The organism is Pseudomonas sp. 10(2024) (assembly GCF_045164175.1).
Classification (GTDB): Bacteria; Pseudomonadota; Gammaproteobacteria; order Pseudomonadales; family Pseudomonadaceae; genus Aquipseudomonas; species Aquipseudomonas alloputida.
Window position 1 is genome coordinate 1,913,873 of the sequence record NZ_CP174006.1, and the last position, 16,386, is coordinate 1,930,258.

General features: G+C 61.0%; 15 protein-coding genes. 11 read left to right on the forward strand and 4 right to left on the reverse strand.

Annotated elements, in window-relative coordinates; translation table 11 throughout:
• Positions 1–33: 33 nt before the first annotated feature.
• The 6 genes from odhB (at position 34) to ACI7M0_RS08660 (ending at position 7,711) form a co-directional block, all read left to right on the forward strand.
• Entirely contained in the window at positions 34–1,257 is a 1,224-nt protein-coding gene (odhB, locus tag ACI7M0_RS08635) for a 2-oxoglutarate dehydrogenase complex dihydrolipoyllysine-residue succinyltransferase (RefSeq protein WP_064493140.1), read from the forward strand.
• 93 nt (positions 1,258–1,350) lie between these two features.
• The gene (gene lpdA, locus ACI7M0_RS08640) at positions 1,351–2,787 is read left to right on the forward strand and encodes a dihydrolipoyl dehydrogenase (RefSeq protein WP_010954949.1); all 1,437 of its coding nucleotides are present in this window, start codon (positions 1,351–1,353) and stop codon (positions 2,785–2,787) included.
• Between the two features lie 171 nt (positions 2,788–2,958).
• On the forward strand, positions 2,959–4,125 hold the full coding sequence (gene sucC / locus ACI7M0_RS08645) for an ADP-forming succinate--CoA ligase subunit beta (protein ID WP_003254205.1): 1,167 nt from the start codon (positions 2,959–2,961) through the stop codon (positions 4,123–4,125).
• Positions 4,125–5,009 (forward strand): succinate--CoA ligase subunit alpha, encoded by an 885-nt coding sequence (gene sucD, locus ACI7M0_RS08650; protein ID WP_003254203.1) that lies wholly within the window; start codon positions 4,125–4,127, stop codon positions 5,007–5,009. Before sucC ends, sucD begins: the two co-directional genes overlap by 1 nt.
• A 403-nt stretch (positions 5,010–5,412) precedes the next feature.
• On the forward strand, positions 5,413–6,726 hold the full coding sequence (gene brnQ / locus ACI7M0_RS08655; protein ID WP_010954948.1) for a branched-chain amino acid transport system II carrier protein: 1,314 nt from the start codon (positions 5,413–5,415) through the stop codon (positions 6,724–6,726).
• Between the two features lie 235 nt (positions 6,727–6,961).
• On the forward strand, positions 6,962–7,711 hold the full coding sequence (locus ACI7M0_RS08660) for a DUF599 domain-containing protein (protein ID WP_064493141.1): 750 nt from the start codon (positions 6,962–6,964) through the stop codon (positions 7,709–7,711).
• Positions 7,712–7,777: 66 nt separating this feature from the next.
• Here ACI7M0_RS08660 and ACI7M0_RS08665 read toward each other — a convergent pair whose 3' ends face one another.
• Positions 7,778–8,050, reverse strand: coding sequence for a hypothetical protein (locus tag ACI7M0_RS08665; RefSeq protein WP_104961120.1), 273 nt, complete (start codon positions 8,048–8,050; stop codon positions 7,778–7,780).
• Between the two features lie 154 nt (positions 8,051–8,204).
• Here ACI7M0_RS08665 and ACI7M0_RS08670 point away from each other — a divergent pair, with 154 nt between their 5' ends.
• From ACI7M0_RS08670 to ACI7M0_RS08685, 4 genes are all read left to right on the forward strand, one after another.
• Positions 8,205–8,681 carry a PaaI family thioesterase gene (locus ACI7M0_RS08670; RefSeq protein WP_010954945.1) on the forward strand — a complete coding sequence of 159 codons (477 nt, stop codon included), beginning with the start codon at positions 8,205–8,207 and terminating at the stop codon, positions 8,679–8,681.
• Complete coding sequence (locus ACI7M0_RS08675; RefSeq protein ID WP_003251519.1) at positions 8,678–9,160, forward strand: PaaI family thioesterase; 483 nt, start codon at positions 8,678–8,680, stop codon at positions 9,158–9,160. Before ACI7M0_RS08670 ends, ACI7M0_RS08675 begins: the two co-directional genes overlap by 4 nt.
• A gap of 69 nt (positions 9,161–9,229) precedes the next feature.
• On the forward strand, positions 9,230–11,134 hold the full coding sequence (gene htpG, locus ACI7M0_RS08680; RefSeq protein ID WP_014590273.1) for a molecular chaperone HtpG: 1,905 nt from the start codon (positions 9,230–9,232) through the stop codon (positions 11,132–11,134).
• Positions 11,135–11,197: 63 nt separating this feature from the next.
• Complete coding sequence (locus tag ACI7M0_RS08685; protein WP_010954943.1) at positions 11,198–11,923, forward strand: dienelactone hydrolase family protein; 726 nt, start codon at positions 11,198–11,200, stop codon at positions 11,921–11,923.
• Positions 11,924–12,315: 392 nt separating this feature from the next.
• Here the strand turns inward: ACI7M0_RS08685 and ACI7M0_RS08690 are convergent, their stop codons facing one another.
• Entirely contained in the window at positions 12,316–13,179 is an 864-nt protein-coding gene (locus ACI7M0_RS08690) for a pirin family protein (protein WP_020193852.1), read from the reverse strand.
• 117 nt (positions 13,180–13,296) lie between these two features.
• On the opposite strand from ACI7M0_RS08690, the gene ACI7M0_RS08695 reads away from it, so the two are divergent.
• Entirely contained in the window at positions 13,297–14,304 is a 1,008-nt protein-coding gene (locus ACI7M0_RS08695) for an amidohydrolase family protein (protein ID WP_104961121.1), read from the forward strand.
• A gap of 157 nt (positions 14,305–14,461) precedes the next feature.
• Here the strand turns inward: ACI7M0_RS08695 and fabB are convergent, their stop codons facing one another.
• Together fabB and fabA are read right to left on the reverse strand one after the other, a co-directional pair.
• Positions 14,462–15,682: a beta-ketoacyl-ACP synthase I gene (gene fabB, locus ACI7M0_RS08700; protein WP_010954940.1), complete on the reverse strand. Its 1,221-nt coding sequence runs from the start codon at positions 15,680–15,682 to the stop codon at positions 14,462–14,464.
• 11 nt (positions 15,683–15,693) lie between these two features.
• Positions 15,694–16,209: a 3-hydroxyacyl-[acyl-carrier-protein] dehydratase FabA gene (fabA, locus tag ACI7M0_RS08705; RefSeq protein ID WP_003251509.1), complete on the reverse strand. Its 516-nt coding sequence runs from the start codon at positions 16,207–16,209 to the stop codon at positions 15,694–15,696.
• Between the last annotated feature and the right edge of the window lie 177 nt (positions 16,210–16,386).

Genomic DNA, 16,386 nt, shown 5'->3' on the forward strand with positions numbered 1-16,386 from the left:
GCACCTGAAACCGAATTTAAGGAAACACAGATAATGGCTATCGAGATCAAAGCCCCAACCTTCCCGGAATCGGTTGCCGATGGCACCGTTGCCACCTGGCACAAGAAGCCGGGCGAAGCCGTCAAGCGTGACGAGCTGATCGTCGACATCGAGACTGACAAGGTTGTCCTGGAAGTACTGGCTACTGCCGATGGCGTGCTGGGCGACATCGTCAAGGGCGAGGGCGACACCGTCCTGTCCGACGAATTGCTGGGTTCGATCGTTGAGGGCGGTGCTGCCGCTGCGCCTGCCGCGGCCGCCGCACCTGCAGCTGCTCCGGCCGCTGCCAGCGCTGACGCCGGCGAAGATGACCCGATCGCTGCCCCGGCTGCGCGCAAGCTGGCTGAAGAAAACGGCATCGATCTGGCTACCGTTGCAGGTACCGGTAAAGGCGGTCGCGTCACCAAGGAAGACGTGGTTGCTGCTGTTGCCAAGAAGAAGTCGGCACCTGCCGCTGCACCGGCTGCCAAGCCTGCCGCTGCTGCCGCTGCCCCGGTTGTCGTCGCCGCTGGCGACCGTACCGAGAAGCGTGTGCCAATGACCCGCCTGCGTGCCAAGATCGCCGAGCGCCTGGTCGAAGCCCAGTCGAACATGGCGATGCTGACCACCTTCAACGAAGTGGACATGACCGAAGTCATGGCCCTGCGTTCGAAGTACAAGGACCTGTTCGAGAAGACCCACAATGGCGTGCGCCTGGGCTTCATGTCGTTCTTCGTCAAAGCCGCTACCGAAGCGCTGAAACGCTTCCCGGCCGTCAACGCCTCGATCGACGGCAACGACATCGTCTACCACGGCTTCGCCGACGTCGGTGTTGCCGTGTCCAGCGACCGTGGTCTGGTGGTGCCGGTGCTGCGTAACGCCGAGTCGATGAGCCTGGCTGAAATCGAGAACGGCATCGCTACCTTCGGCAAGAAGGCCCGTGACGGCAAACTGTCCATCGAAGAGATGACCGGTGGCACCTTCACCATCACCAACGGTGGCACCTTCGGTTCGATGATGTCGACCCCGATCGTCAACCCGCCGCAGGCCGCCATTCTCGGCATGCACAACATCATCCAGCGCCCGATGGCCATCAATGGCCAGGTCGTGATTCGCCCGATGATGTACCTGGCGCTGTCGTACGATCACCGCCTGATCGACGGCAAGGAAGCGGTAACCTTCCTGGTCACTATCAAGAACCTGCTGGAAGATCCGTCCCGCCTGCTGCTGGACATCTAACCCTCTGGCTGCGTACCGTGCCGGGCCTGGCTTCGCAAGAAGCCAGGCCGCGCGGTTCGCGGCTTGTAGCTTGTAGCTGATAAGGAATCTTTTATGACCCAGAAATTCGACGTAGTGGTAATCGGTGCAGGCCCAGGCGGCTATGTGGCTGCCATCAAGGCTGCCCAACTTGGTCTGAAGACTGCCTGTATCGAGAAGTACACCGACGCCGAGGGCAAACTGGCCCTGGGCGGCACCTGCCTGAACGTAGGTTGCATTCCTTCCAAGGCGCTGCTGGACAGCTCCTGGAAGTACAAGGAAGCCAAAGAGAGCTTCAACGTCCACGGTATCTCCACGGGCGAAGTGAAGATGGACGTCGCCGCGATGGTTGGCCGCAAGGCCGGCATCGTCAAGAACCTGACCGGTGGCGTTGCCACCCTGTTCAAGGCCAACGGCGTCACTTCGATCCAGGGGCACGGCAAGCTGCTGGCCGGCAAAAAGGTCGAAGTCACCAAGGCTGACGGCACCACCGAAGTCATCGAAGCCGAGAACGTGATCCTGGCTTCCGGCTCGCGCCCGATCGACATTCCGCCGGCCCCGGTCGACCAGAATGTCATCGTCGACTCCACGGGCGCCCTGGAATTCCAGGCCGTACCGAAGCGCCTGGGCGTTATCGGTGCAGGCGTGATCGGCCTGGAGCTGGGCTCGGTATGGGCTCGCCTGGGTGCTGAAGTGACCGTCCTGGAAGCCCTGGACACCTTCCTGATGGCTGCCGACACCGCCGTGTCGAAAGAAGCCCAGAAGACCCTGACCAAGCAAGGCCTGGACATCAAGCTGGGCGCTCGCGTCACCGGCTCGAAAGTCAACGGCAATGAAGTCGAAGTGACCTACACCAACGCCGAAGGTGAGCAGAAGATCACCTTCGACAAGCTGATTGTTGCAGTCGGCCGTCGCCCGGTGACCACCGATCTGCTGGCTTCCGACAGCGGCGTGACCATCGACGAGCGTGGCTACATCTTCGTCGACGATTACTGCGCCACCAGCGTTCCGGGCGTGTACGCCATCGGTGACGTGGTACGCGGTATGATGCTGGCCCACAAGGCTTCGGAAGAGGGCATCATGGTCGTCGAGCGCATCAAGGGCCACAAGGCCCAGATGAACTACGACCTGATCCCGTCGGTCATCTACACCCACCCGGAAATCGCGTGGGTCGGCAAGACCGAACAGGCCTTGAAGGCCGAGGGCGTTGAGGTTAACGTGGGCACCTTCCCGTTCGCGGCCAGCGGCCGTGCGATGGCTGCCAACGACACCGGTGGTTTCGTCAAGGTCATCGCCGATGCCAAGACCGACCGCGTTCTGGGTGTTCACGTGATTGGCCCATCGGCTGCCGAACTGGTGCAGCAGGGCGCAATCGCAATGGAATTCGGCACCAGTGCCGAGGATCTGGGCATGATGGTCTTCAGCCATCCAACCCTGTCCGAAGCGTTGCATGAAGCAGCGCTGGCGGTGAATGGCGGCGCCATTCACGTGGCCAACCGTAAGAAGCGTTAATTATAAGAAACCACGGCGGGCTGCCCGTCGTGAGTCTTGCGTGCATGACTCACCGCGGAAAGTCCGCCGGACCGGATCACACGGGAAACCCGGGGTCAACGGTCACAGGTGGTGCGGCGCCACTGATGGCGCAGCGCCGAAGCGCAGTACCTAACGAAGACGGTAAAAAGCATGAATCTTCACGAGTATCAGGGTAAGCAGCTGTTCGCTGAGTACGGCCTGCCAGTTTCCAAGGGTTTCGCAGTCGACACCCCTGAGCAAGCTGCAGAAGCCTGCGACAAGATCGGCGGGAACGAGTGGGTTGTAAAAGCCCAGGTTCACGCGGGTGGTCGCGGTAAAGCGGGCGGCGTAAAGCTGGTTCGCAGCAAGGAAGACGCCAAGGCGTTCGCTGCACAGTGGTTGGGCAAGAATCTGGTTACCTACCAGACCGATGCCAACGGTCAACCCGTCTCCAAGATTCTGGTCGAATCCTGCACTGACATCGCCAAAGAGCTGTACCTGGGCGCTGTAGTCGATCGTTCGAGCCGCCGTATCGTGTTCATGGCTTCCACCGAAGGTGGCGTGGACATCGAGAAAGTCGCTCACGAAACGCCTGAGAAAATCCTCAAGGCCACCATCGACCCACTGGTCGGCGCTCAGCCGTTCCAGGGTCGCGAGCTGGCTTTCCAGCTGGGCCTGGAAGGCAAGCAAGTTCAACAGTTCGCCAAGATCTTCGTTGGCCTGGCCAAGCTGTTCAAGGATCATGACCTGGCGCTGCTGGAAGTGAACCCGCTGGTGATCAAGGCCGATGGCGACCTGCACTGCCTCGATGCCAAGATCAACATCGACGCCAACGCCATGTACCGTCAGCCGAAGCTGAAAACCTTCCACGACCCGTCGCAGGACGACGCCCGTGAAGCCCACGCTGCCAAGTTCGAACTGAACTACGTTGCCCTTGAAGGCAACATCGGCTGCATGGTCAACGGTGCTGGCCTGGCCATGGGTACCATGGACATCGTCAACCTGCACGGCGGCAAGCCGGCCAACTTCCTCGACGTTGGCGGTGGTGCTACCAAAGAGCGCGTTACCGAAGCGTTCAAGATCATTCTGTCCGACAGCAATGTCGCGGCCGTTCTGGTCAACATCTTCGGCGGCATCGTTCGCTGCGACATGATTGCCGAAGGCATCATCGGTGCAGTGAAAGAAGTCGGCGTTAAAGTTCCGGTCGTCGTTCGCCTCGAAGGCAACAACGCCGAACTGGGCGCTAAAGTACTGGCAGAAAGCGGTTTGAACATCATTGCGGCAACCAGCCTGACCGACGCTGCTCAACAAGTTGTCAAAGCTGCGGAGGGCAAGTAATGAGCGTCCTGATCAATAAAGATACCAAAGTCATCTGCCAGGGCTTCACCGGCTCGCAGGGTACTTTCCACTCCGAACAGGCCATTGCCTACGGCACCAAGATGGTCGGCGGCGTAACCCCAGGCAAGGGTGGCACCACCCACCTGGGCCTGCCGGTGTTCAACACCGTCAAGGAAGCCGTGGAAGCTACCGGCGCTGACGCTTCGGTCATCTACGTACCGGCTCCGTTCTGCAAAGACTCGATCCTGGAAGCTGCCTTTGGCGGCATCAAGCTGATCGTCTGCATCACCGAAGGCATTCCTACCCTGGACATGCTGGATGCCAAGGTCAAGTGCGACGAGCTGGGCGTGACCCTGATCGGCCCTAACTGCCCAGGTGTCATCACCCCGGGCGAGTGCAAGATCGGCATCATGCCAGGCCACATCCACTTGCCAGGCAAGGTCGGTATCGTTTCGCGTTCCGGCACCCTGACCTACGAAGCTGTGAAGCAGACCACCGACGCCGGCTTCGGCCAGTCGACCTGCGTCGGCATCGGCGGTGACCCGATCCCGGGCTCCAACTTCATCGACATCCTGAAGCTGTTCCAGGAAGACCCGAAGACCGAAGCGATCGTCATGATCGGTGAGATCGGCGGTTCGGCTGAAGAAGAAGCCGCGGCCTACATCAAGGCCCACGTCACCAAGCCTGTCGTTTCCTACATCGCCGGTGTTACTGCACCTGCGGGCAAGCGCATGGGTCACGCTGGCGCCATCATCTCCGGCGGCAAGGGCACTGCGGACGAGAAGTTCGCCGCCCTGCAGGACGCGGGTGTGAAAACCGTGCGTTCCCTGGCTGACATCGGCAAGGCCCTGGCCGAGCTGACTGGCTGGGAAGCCAAGAAGTAATACTGCTACACCCCCCACGCGCACAGAGGCCACCTTCGGGTGGCCTTTGTCGTATGTGGGATTCGTAGGAGCGGGTTTACCCGCGAAGAGGCCGGTGCTGGCAATAGAGATTCTTCGATAGGTTTGATAGGAATTTTCACGCAGACGAATGTTTCAATCCGAGGATAATACCTGCCGTCCTCGGTCACACAGACGACAAACATGTACGCACATCGGACAAGCAGCACTGTGCCAGTGCGTTTGACTGACAAACCAGTTACATTACGCGTTCACTCTGTGCCCGTACCCCAAAAGGGAACGACACGCTAAACGGGTCTGGCCTATCAAGCCGGGCAGCATTTCCCCTTACCCAAAGGGAAATCCCCTCTCGAATCCCGATTTCAGCAGTGTGGTACTACCTTAAATGAAAGTTCTCAAAGGCCAGGATATCCTGGCGCTTGGCTTTATGACGTTTGCGCTTTTCGTGGGTGCAGGCAATATCATCTTCCCGCCTATCGTCGGCCTGCAGTCTGGCCCGCACGTATGGATGGCGGCCTTGGGCTTCCTGGTCACTGCCGTGGGCCTGCCGGTCATCACGGTGGTCGCTCTGGCCAAGGTCGGTGGCGGCATGGATGCACTGAGCAGCCCGATCGGCAAGTTCTTCGGCGGCCTGCTGGCAGCCGTGTGCTACCTGTCGGTCGGCCCATTGTTCGCCACCCCGCGTACGGCCACCGTGTCGTTCGAAGTGGGCGTTGCACCGCTGACCGGTGAAAGCCCGCTGGCGCTGTTCATCTACAGCCTGGTGTACTTCATCGTCGTGCTGGCCGTGTCCATGTACCCTGGCAAGTTGCTCGACACCGTGGGCCGCTTCCTGGCACCGTTGAAGATCATTGCCCTGGCAGTACTGGGCATCGCTGCCTTCGCGCTGCCCGCCGGTAGCATTGGTGACGCACAGCCTGCCTATGCCGCCGCTGCGTTCTCCAAGGGCTTCTCCGATGGCTACCTGACCATGGATACCCTGGGTGCCCTGGTGTTCGGTATCGTCATTGTCAATGCCATTCGCTCGCGCGGTGTCGAGTCGCCGAGGCTGATTACCCGCTACGCCATCATCGCCGGCCTGATCGCCGGTGTCGGGCTGGCCCTGGTCTACATCAGCCTGTTCCGCCTGGGTGCCACCAGCCACGACATCGCGGCTGACGCCACCAACGGTGCGGCGGTGCTGCATGCCTACGTACAGCACACCTTCGGCTCCCTGGGCAGCGGCTTCCTCGCCGTGCTGATCGCGCTGGCCTGCCTGGTGACCGCGGTTGGCCTGACCTGTGCCTGCGCCGAGTACTTCAGCCAGATCCTGCCGCTGTCGTACCGCGCGCTGGTGGTGATCCTTGCCGGCTTCTCGCTGCTGATTTCCAACCTTGGCCTGACCAAGCTGATCATGTTCTCGATCCCGGTGCTCACCGCCATCTATCCGCCGTGCATCGTTGTGGTTGGCCTGAGCTTCGTGAAAGACCTGTGGAACTCGCCAACGCGCATCCTGGCGCCCGTGATGCTGGTCTCGCTGCTGTTCGGCATGGTCGATGCGATCAAGGGCAGCAGCCTTGCCCACGTGTTGCCAGACTTCATGGCGCACCTGCCATTGAGTGATGCCGGCATGGCCTGGCTGGTACCGTCGGTGGTGACCCTGGTGGGTGCCGTGGCCTGCGACCGCATGCTCGGCAAGCCGCGCGAGGCGCTGGCCTGACTGGACAAGTTGAAGCCTGAGGGCGGCACCGGCCACAAGCCGAAGGGTGCCCGCCAAGGGTGAAAACAAGAGAGCCCCGTATCCGAAAGGATGCGGGGCTTTTTGCTGTTTGCCGGTTTCGGCCTCTTCGCAACAGGTAATGCATTTTTCAGTGTGCAGGTGTGCCTTTTGCCGCTTGCCAGCGTCGAAATCCGGTCCCTATCCTTTAGGCACATGGCCCTTTCGGTAACCCTGCATGAACTTCATCCAAAGCAACCTCAACAACCTGTTGGCCATCGCCTGGTTCGCCCTGTGCTGGGGTGGCTATACCCGCTATGCGATCTGGAAGGGGCGCGACACCGCGTGCCTGGCCAGCGTGCTGCACTTGTACCGCGAAGACTGGATGCGCCGCATGCTGCTGCGCGACAACCGCATCGCCGATGCCAGCGTGATCGGTAACCTGGAGCGCAACGCTTCGTTCTTCGCCTCCAGCACCCTGATCATTCTGGCTGGCATCCTCACCGTGCTCGGTGCCTCCGACCGGGCACTGTCGTTGCTGGCCGACCTGCCGCTGGTTCAGCAAACATCCCAGGGCATGTCGGAGATCAAGCTGCTGTGCCTGGCCATGGTATTTGTCTATGCCTTCTTCACGTTCAGTTGGTGCATGCGCCAATACAACTTTGCCGCCGTGCTGGTGGGCTCGGCGCCGATGATCGGCGAACGGCTGGTCAATGAGCTGGAGCGCAAGGCGTTCGCCTCCCGCGCGGCGCGGGTATTGTCGTTGGCGGCTAACCAGTTCAACTTGGGGCTGCGTTCGTATTACTTCGGCATGGCCATGTTGAGCTGGTTTATCAGCCCATGGTTGTTCATGGCGATGAGTGTGGGAGTAGTGCTGATTCTGTACCGTCGAGAGTTCCATTCGGATGTGCTCGATGTGATGGTGTTCACACCGACCGAAAGTGTACTGTCGGAGCCGGCCAAGGAAAGCTCGGTTGGTTCCAACTGAAACGATTAATCGAAAGTTCGCAGGCACAAAAAAACCCGACATTGTCGGGTTTTTTGTTTTAGCCAGTTACTGCTTGGCAGGTTCTGCCGGCGTAGCTGGAGCCGGAGTAGCCGGAGCGGCTTCTTCGGCAGCCTTCTGCTCGGCTTCGGCCTGATCTTTGGCAGCTTCGGCGTTTTCCTCGGCGGCTTCGTTCATCTTATCCTGAGCTTCACCCATTTTTTCCTGGGCTTGCTCGGCGTGTTGCTGTGCGTCCTGGGCTTTGTCTTCGCTCGCTTTATCGCAAGCAGCCAGGCCCATGGCAGCGGCCAGCATCAGAGCAAAAGCAAAAGGTTTACGCATGGGGGTGTTTCTCCTTGGTGGAATAAGTGACTTGTTCCTTCGAGTGCAACTACGCGGAATAAGTTCAACGAAGATTACAGATATATAACGTCCCGTTCTACATGGACTTTTTAACGAATTTATGCCGCTGCCCTGCGGCCGATGGGAACAGCCGATGAGCGATTCAACCTTGATGGCAATGGCCGAGCGCTTTCTCTCGGCGTTAAAACATTGTCAGTTGTTGCAGATGCGCGTGGCGCAGGCTGATGGCGATGGCATGACCCTGGTCCTGCCGTGGTCGCCGGCGATTGTCGGCAACCCGCAAACCGGTGCCGTGCACGGCGGTGCGCTGACCACGCTGATGGACACCACCTGTGGCATGGCCACGTTGTGTGTGTTGCCGCGCTTCGAAGTGTGCCCGACGTTGGACCTGCGCATCGACTACATGCACCCGGCTGAGGCCGGCAAGGACATCTACGGCCACGCCCAGTGCTACCGTGTTACCCGCGACGTGATCTTCACCCGTGGCACCGCCTATCAGGACGACCCCGACCAGCCCATCTGCCAGGTGGTGGGCACGTTCATGCGCCTGGGCCAGGACATCAAGGGCGGCATCCGTTTCGGCGACAGTCTGAAGGAGGGCAAGGCATGATTCCGCACGCGGTACGCCAGCAGCTCAACGCCGCCCATGCGGTGGGCGACTATCGACCGTTGCTGGCGCTGATTCCCTATGCCGGGCTGATCGGCATCGAATGCGAGCGTCAGGGCGATGACGTGTTGTTCCGCCTGCCGGCCAGCCCGGACAATATCGGCAACCCACTGCTACCGGCCATCCATGGCGGCGTGATCGCCGGCTTCATGGAGCTGTCGGCAGCGCTGTACCTGCTGATCTACAGCGAGAGCGCAAGCATTCCGAAGATCATCGACTTTTCCATCGACTACCTGCGCGCCGGGCATTTTCGCGATACCTACGCCCAGTGCCAGCTGTGGCGCCAGGGCCGGCGGGTGACCAACGTGGCCATCACCGCCTGGCAGGGCGACAGGCAGTCGCCGATTGCCACGGCCCGTGCGCATTTCAAGATCGAACCGGAAAAGCCCTTGAAATCATCCGGGCAGCCCCCATCTGCATGACATCCGCCGTTAACGCTGGCCGAACCGGCCGCCAGGCGCCAACGCCATCAGATCGGAGTTTCGAAGACCATGACTGTGGAAACACAAAAGGAAACGCTGGGCTTCCAGACCGAGGTGAAGCAACTGCTGCACCTCATGATTCACTCGCTGTACTCGAACAAGGAAATCTTCCTGCGGGAGCTGATTTCCAACGCTTCCGACGCCGCCGACAAGCTGCGTTTCGAAGCCCTGGCCAAGCCAGAGCTGTTCGAGGGCGATGCTGACCTGAAGATTCGCCTGAGCTTCGACAAGGACGCCGGTACCGTGACCCTCGAGGACAACGGCATCGGCATGAGCCGCGAAGACGTCATTGCCCACCTGGGCACCATCGCCAAGTCCGGCACTGCCGACTTCATGAAGAACCTAACCGGTGACCAGAAGAAGGACTCGCACCTGATCGGTCAGTTCGGCGTGGGCTTCTACTCCGCGTTCATCGTTGCCGACAAGGTCGACGTGTACAGCCGCCGTGCAGGCCAGCCAGCGGCCGAAGGTGTGCACTGGTCGTCGAAAGGCGAGGGCGAGTTCGAAGTCGCCACCATCGACAAGCCACAGCGCGGTACCCGTATCGTCCTGCACCTGAAGAAGGACGAGCAGGAGTTCGCCGATGGCTGGCGCCTGCGCAACGTGGTCAAGAAGTACTCCGACCACATCGCCCTGCCGATTCAGCTGCCGAAAGAGCAGGCCGCCGCCGAAGGTGAAGAGCAGCCGGCCGAAGAGTGGGAAACCGTCAACCGCGCCAGCGCCCTGTGGACCCGTTCGCGCACCGAGGTGAAGGACGAGGAGTACCAGGAGTTCTACAAGCACATCGGCCATGACTTCGAAAACCCGCTGGCCTGGAGCCACAACAAGGTTGAAGGCAAGCTCGAATACAACTCGCTGCTGTACGTGCCGGCCCGTGCGCCGTTCGACCTGTACCAGCGCGAAGCGCCACGCGGCCTGAAGCTGTACGTGCAGCGTGTGTTCATCATGGACCAGGCCGAGTCGTTCCTGCCGCTGTACCTGCGCTTCATCAAGGGTGTGGTCGATTCCAACGACCTGTCGCTGAACGTGTCGCGTGAAATCCTGCAGAAAGACCCGATCATCGATTCGATGAAGACCGCGCTGACCAAGCGCGTGCTGGACATGCTGGAGAAGCTGGCGAAGAACGAACCCGAGAAATACAAGGGCTTCTGGAAAAACTTCGGTCAGGTGCTGAAAGAGGGCCCGGCCGAAGACTTCGCCAACAAGGAGAAAATCGCCGGTCTGCTGCGCTTTGCGTCCACCCAGGACGACAGCGGCGAGCAGAGCGTCGCCCTGGCCGACTACCTGGCCCGCGCCAAGGAAGGTCAGGACAAGATCTATTACCTCACCGGCGAGTCGTACGCGCAGGTCAAGAACAGCCCGCACCTGGAAGTCTTCCGCAAGAAAGGCATCGAAGTGCTGCTGCTCACTGATCGCATCGACGAGTGGCTGATGAGCTACCTCAACGAATTCGACGGCAAGGCCTTTGTCGATATTGCCCGTGGCGACCTGGACCTGGGCAAGCTGGATTCGGAAGAAGACAAGAAAGCCCAGGAAGAAGTCGCCAAGGACAAGGAAGGTCTGGTCGAGCGACTGAAAGGTGCGCTGGGTGACAGCGTGGCCGAAGTACGCGTATCGCACCGCCTGACCGACTCGCCGGCGATCCTGGCCATTGGCGAGCAGGACCTGGGCCTGCAGATGCGCCAGATCCTGGAAGCCAGCGGGCAGAAAGTGCCGGAGTCCAAGCCGATCTTCGAGTTCAACCCGAGCCACCCGCTGATCGAGAAGCTGGATCACGAGCAGAGCGAAGACCGTTTCGCCGAGTTGTCGCACATCCTGTTCGATCAGGCGGCCCTGGCGGCTGGTGACAGCCTGAAGGACCCGGCGGCTTACGTTCGTCGCCTGAACAAGCTACTGGTCGAGCTGTCTGCTTGAGTTGATGCACAGCAAAGCCCGCTTCGGCGGGCTTTTTTATGACGAGTGCCAAAGGAGTGCTTGATGAGCAAAGTAATCGTCGAATCGCTGGTTTATCACCTGTCTGGCAAGACCTACGAAAGCCGTTTGGTCTATGAGCCGGGTGCGCTGGGCCGCCCAGGGCTGGTGATGGCGCCGAACTGGATGGGCATTGGTGAAGGTGCTGAGCGCATTGCCAAGGAAGTGGCCGAGAAGGGCTATGTGGTGCTGATCGCCGACCTGTACGGGCAATCGGTGCGCCCGTCCAATGCCGATGAGGCAGGCGTGGCGATGATGCCGCTGAAGAATGACCGTGGCGAACTGCGCAAGCGCATGCAGGAGGCCTTGGCGCAATTGCTGGGGCAGTCGAAGGCGTTGCTGGAGCCTGGCAAGGTGGCCACCTTCGGCTTCTGCTTCGGTGGCTGCTGTGCCTTGGAACTGGCCCGTAGCGGCGCCGACCTGCGTGCGGCCGTATCGTTCCACGGCACCCTGGACACGCCGAATCCTGAAGATGCCAAGCGCATCAAGGGCTCGGTGCTGGTGTTGCATGGTGCCTCCGATCCATTGGTGCCTAAAGAGCAGCTGCCGGCATTCGAAGACGAGATGAACGCAGCCAAGGTGGACTGGCAGTTGCTCAGTTACGGCGGCGCGGTGCACTCGTTTACCGACCCGAATGCCAATATGCCGGGCAAGATGCAGTATGACCGGCGCACTTCCGAGCGAGCGTTCCGTTCGATGCATAATCTGCTGAGTGAAGTGTTCCAGCGTTGAGCTTGCAGGGGGCTGCTTTGCAGCCCTTCGCGGGTGAACCCGCTCCTACGCGACGGCCTGCGCCCAATCACCAATGTGCGTTCACCCCCGATCTGGGTGTAGGAGCGGGTTTACCCGCGAATACGGTGGCGGCGGCAACGGTGAACAGCGGGTGGAGATTGGCCAGCAGGGCCGGCCCTTTCGCGGGTAAACCCGCTCCTACGGCGGCCTGGACCAACCACCGATCTGTGTCCACCACCAATCTGCGTAGGAGCGGGTTTACCCGCGAATACGGTAGCGGCGTCAACGGTGAACGGCGGGTGGAAATTGGCCAGCAGGACCGGCCCTTTCGCGGGTGAACCCGCTCCTACACGACGGACTGCGCCCAACCGCCGACCTGTGTCCACCCCCGATCACCGAGGCAACTCGATCCTAGAATGTTCCCCCGGCACCACCGGCCAATCCCCCGCAGCCCACCTGGCCCGGGCCCGCTCGATCAGTTCCGGGTCGCTGGCCACGAAATTCCAGTTCATCCGACGCGGCCCATCCAGCGGTGCGCCGCCAATCAGTACCAATTGGCATTCACCCTCCGCATACAACGTCACCTCTTCCCCCTCCGGCAGTACCACCAGGCTGCACGGTTCCACGTCTTCATCGTTCATCGTCAACTCACCATCGAGCAGGTACAGCGCCCGCTGCACATGCTCATTCGGTACCAGCAAGGTGGTCGCCGGTTGCATCCGTACATGCGCATAAAGGGTAGGGGAGAGCACCGGCACCGGTGATGCCAGGCAGAACCCGCTGCCAGCAATCATGCAGATACGCACGCCCAGGCTGTCACTGACGGGCAAGCTTGCGGCGGGGTGATGGCTGTAGCTTGCCGGGCCTTGCTCAAACTCGCGTGGCGATGCCAGCCATACCTGCAGCCCATGCAGGCGCGAGCCATGGGCCAGGGCATCTTCCGGGGTGCGCTCGACATGGGCGACGCCGCTGCCCGCAGTCATCCAGCTGACATCACCTGGCAGCACCCGCTGCGCCGAGCCGAGGCTGTCCTTGTGCAGGATTGCGCCTTCGAACAGGTAGGTCAGGGTCGACAAGCCGATATGCGGATGCTGGCGGATGTCCATGCCATGCCCCGGGGCATAGTCTGTTTCGAGCATGTGGTCGAAGAACACGAACGGGCCGACGCTGCGGCACTGGGCTGACGGCAGCGGGCGCAGGATCGGCTGGCCCTCGACCGTCTCGGCTCGGGGGTGGATGACCAGTGGGCTGCTCATGGGGAAGGCTCCAGGCACGGTGGAAGTGCCTCAAGCATAGCGGTTTGCCCGCCGTGGCTGAACCGTCTCGTCGGCCGCCTGGTCTACTGGGTTCGTACCTGCATGAGGAGGATGACCATGACCGCCAGAGCGCTGGCTTGTGTGCTGTTGTTCGGCTGGCTGTGCCAGGCGGCCCAGGCGCGCGAGTACCGCTACAGTGATGCCCACCTGCACTACGTGGACTTCTTCCAGGAAAGTGAAGGCATGCCGGCGCTGATCAAGGCCATGGATGCCGCAGGGGTTGAGCAGTCGATGATTTCAGGCATACCGGTGGCCAAGAAATGGCACGAAGACGAACCCAAGCGCCCGCGCTACTACGCCGGTGATGACGCCGACGCCTATTGGTACAGCGCCACCGATACTTACGTGGCGGCGGCGCTGCAGCAATTGCCAAGTGAGCAGCGCAAGCGCTTCCACCCGTTCCTAAGCGGATTCAACCCGGTGGACAAGAATGCGGTCAGCCATATCGAACGCATGCTCGATTTGTACCCGGGCCTTTGGCAGGGCATCGGCGAGGTGTTCACCCGACATGATGACCTGACAGCGCTGACCAGTGGCGACACGCCACGTGCCAATAATGAGGCCATGACGCGTATCTACCACCTGGCGGCCGAGCGCGACCTGCCCGTGCTGCTGCATTCCAACATCACCTCCAAGCGCGAGCGCAACCCGCTGTACCTGGCGGAGATCGAAGAGCCGCTGCGCAATCACCCGCATACGCGATTCATCTGGGCGCATGCGGGCAGCAGCATGGAGATACATCGCCACCAGACGCAGATGGACTTTCTACTGCCGGTGCTGACGCGATTGCTGGAGGACTACCCGAACCTGTATGTCGATTTGTCGTGGAGTGTGCTGCAGCCGTATTTGCTGGATGAGCAGGGCGCGCCGCGCAAGGAATGGCTGGCGCTGGTCGAGAAGTACCCGGAGCGGTTCATGCTGGGGTCGGATGTGGTGGGGCGGTTTGGCAGCCTGGGGGAGCAGATGCACGGGTTCAAGCCGTTTCTGGATGCCTTGCCGGAGCGGGTGGCGCACAAGGTGGCCCGGGAGAATTTTCTGGCGGTGTTGCCCAAGGTACAGCAGTGACCTGTGCGGGCCTCTTCGCGGGTAAACCCGCTCCTACAGGGTGGGCACAGCGCTGAAGGCTTGTGTGGTGGGTTTACCCGCGAAGAGGCCAGCACAGGCAACCCAAACAAAAACGCCCCGAACCAGTCGGGGCGTTTTCATTTACAGCAGCAGCGTCTTACTTGCCTTCCCAGCGCTTGAGCACCAGGGTGGCGTTGGTGCCGCCGAAGCCGAAGCTGTTGCTCATGACCGTGTCGATCTTGGCGTTTTCTTCGGTTTTACGCAGGATTGGCAAGTCGGCGACTTCCGCGTCCAGCTCGTCGATGTTGGCAGAGCCGGCGATGAAGTTGTTTTCCATCATCAGCAGGCAGTAGATCGCCTCGTGCACGCCGGCAGCGCCCAGCGAGTGACCCGACAGGCTCTTGGTGGAGCTGATCTTCGGAGCCTTGTCGCCGAACACGGCACGCACGCCCTTGATCTCGGCCACGTCACCGACCGGAGTCGAGGTACCGTGGGTGTTCAGGTAGTCGATCGGGGTGTCGACAGTGGACAGCGCCTGCTGCATGCAGCGGATGGCGCCTTCGCCGCTCGGTGCAACCATGTCGTAGCCGTCGGAAGTGGCACCGTAGCCAACGATTTCGGCGTAGATCTTGGCGCCGCGGGCCAGGGCGTGTTCCAGTTCCTCGACCACGACCATGCCGCCACCGCCAGCGATGACGAAGCCATCACGGTCAGCGTCGTAGGCGCGCGAGGCCAGTTCCGGGGTTTCGTTGCGCTTGGTCGACAGGGCGCCCATGGCATCGAACAGGAACGACTGGCTCCAGTGCTCTTCTTCACCACCACCGGCGAAGACGATGTCCTGCTTGCCCCACTGGATCTGCTCCAGTGCGGTACCGATGCAGTGAGCCGAGGTGGCGCAGGCCGACGAGATCGAGTAGTTGATGCCCTTGATCTTGAACGGGGTGGCCAGGCATGCCGAAACGGTGCTGCCCATGGTGCGGGTAACGCGGTATGGGCCGACGCGCTTGACGCCTTTCTCACGCAGGGTGTCCAGCGCTTCCATCTGGTTCAGGGTCGAGGCGCCGCCGGAACCCGCCACCAGGCCGGTACGCGGGTTGGAAACCTGCTCTTCGGTCAGGCCAGCGTCCTTGATCGCGTCCTGCATGGCCAGGTAGGCGTAGGCAGCCGCATGGCCGACGAAGCGGTAAACCTTGCGGTCGATCAGTTCTTCGAGGTTGAGGTCGATGGACCCGGAAACCTGGCTACGCAGCCCCATTTCCTTGTATTCCGGGTTGAAACGGATACCCGGACGGCTGTTGCGCAGGTTTTCGGTGACGGTAGCTTTGTCATTGCCCAGGCACGATACGATGCCCAGACCAGTGATAACGACGCGGCGCATGCGAATAACCCTTAGAAATTGTCAGTGGAGGTGAACACGCCGACCCGCAGGCCTTCGGCAGTGTAGATCTCGCGGCCGTCGACGCTGACCGAACCATCGGCGATGGCCATGTTCAGCTTGCCCTTCAGGACGCGCTTGATGTGAATGTTGTACGTGACTTTCTTGGCTTCAGGCAGTACCTGGCCAAAGAATTTCACCTCGCCCGAACCCAGGGCGCGGCCACGGCCCGGCAGGCCCTGCCAGCCGAGGAAGAAGCCAACCAGCTGCCACATGGCGTCGAGGCCCAGGCAGCCCGGCATTACCGGATCGCCTTCGAAATGGCAGGCGAAGAACCACAGGTCCGGGTTGATATCCAGCTCGGCGACCAATTCACCTTTGCCGTACTTGCCGCCTTCTTCGCTGATATGGGTGATGCGATCGACCATCAGCATGTTCGGCGCGGGCAGTTGCGCATTACCTGGGCCGAACAGCTCACCGCGACTGCAGCGCAGCAGGTCTTCCCGAGTAAAGGCGTGTTGTTTGGTCATGCGAGCTCCTCAATAACCCCCTGCGGCAGGGGATGAATCTTCCCGGCCGGCCCGAAAACCAAGCGCTTCGAGACGGCAGCCTACAGGTAGACTATTGCGTTGTGGTGAAAGTCACAGCGCACCTGGTGAAAGAAGTACAGGTGTGCACTGAAACGTCTATTTTCAGGTCCGATGAAG

Bases quoted from the DNA above. Each gene is read 5' to 3' on its own strand.
- odhB (WP_064493140.1), top strand. From the start codon at position 34: ATGGCTATCGAGATCAAAGCCCCAACCTTCCCGGAATCGGTTGCCGAT.
- lpdA (WP_010954949.1), top strand. From the start codon at position 1,351: ATGACCCAGAAATTCGACGTAGTGGTAATCGGTGCAGGCCCAGGCGGC.
- sucC (WP_003254205.1), top strand. From the start codon at position 2,959: ATGAATCTTCACGAGTATCAGGGTAAGCAGCTGTTCGCTGAGTACGGC.
- sucD (WP_003254203.1), top strand. From the start codon at position 4,125: ATGAGCGTCCTGATCAATAAAGATACCAAAGTCATCTGCCAGGGCTTC.
- brnQ (WP_010954948.1), top strand. From the start codon at position 5,413: ATGAAAGTTCTCAAAGGCCAGGATATCCTGGCGCTTGGCTTTATGACG.
- ACI7M0_RS08660 (WP_064493141.1), top strand. From the start codon at position 6,962: ATGAACTTCATCCAAAGCAACCTCAACAACCTGTTGGCCATCGCCTGG.
- ACI7M0_RS08665 (WP_104961120.1), bottom strand. From the start codon at position 8,050: ATGCGTAAACCTTTTGCTTTTGCTCTGATGCTGGCCGCTGCCATGGGC.
- ACI7M0_RS08670 (WP_010954945.1), top strand. From the start codon at position 8,205: ATGAGCGATTCAACCTTGATGGCAATGGCCGAGCGCTTTCTCTCGGCG.
- ACI7M0_RS08675 (WP_003251519.1), top strand. From the start codon at position 8,678: ATGATTCCGCACGCGGTACGCCAGCAGCTCAACGCCGCCCATGCGGTG.
- htpG (WP_014590273.1), top strand. From the start codon at position 9,230: ATGACTGTGGAAACACAAAAGGAAACGCTGGGCTTCCAGACCGAGGTG.
- ACI7M0_RS08685 (WP_010954943.1), top strand. From the start codon at position 11,198: ATGAGCAAAGTAATCGTCGAATCGCTGGTTTATCACCTGTCTGGCAAG.
- ACI7M0_RS08690 (WP_020193852.1), bottom strand. From the start codon at position 13,179: ATGAGCAGCCCACTGGTCATCCACCCCCGAGCCGAGACGGTCGAGGGC.
- ACI7M0_RS08695 (WP_104961121.1), top strand. From the start codon at position 13,297: ATGACCGCCAGAGCGCTGGCTTGTGTGCTGTTGTTCGGCTGGCTGTGC.
- fabB (WP_010954940.1), bottom strand. From the start codon at position 15,682: ATGCGCCGCGTCGTTATCACTGGTCTGGGCATCGTATCGTGCCTGGGC.
- fabA (WP_003251509.1), bottom strand. From the start codon at position 16,209: ATGACCAAACAACACGCCTTTACTCGGGAAGACCTGCTGCGCTGCAGT.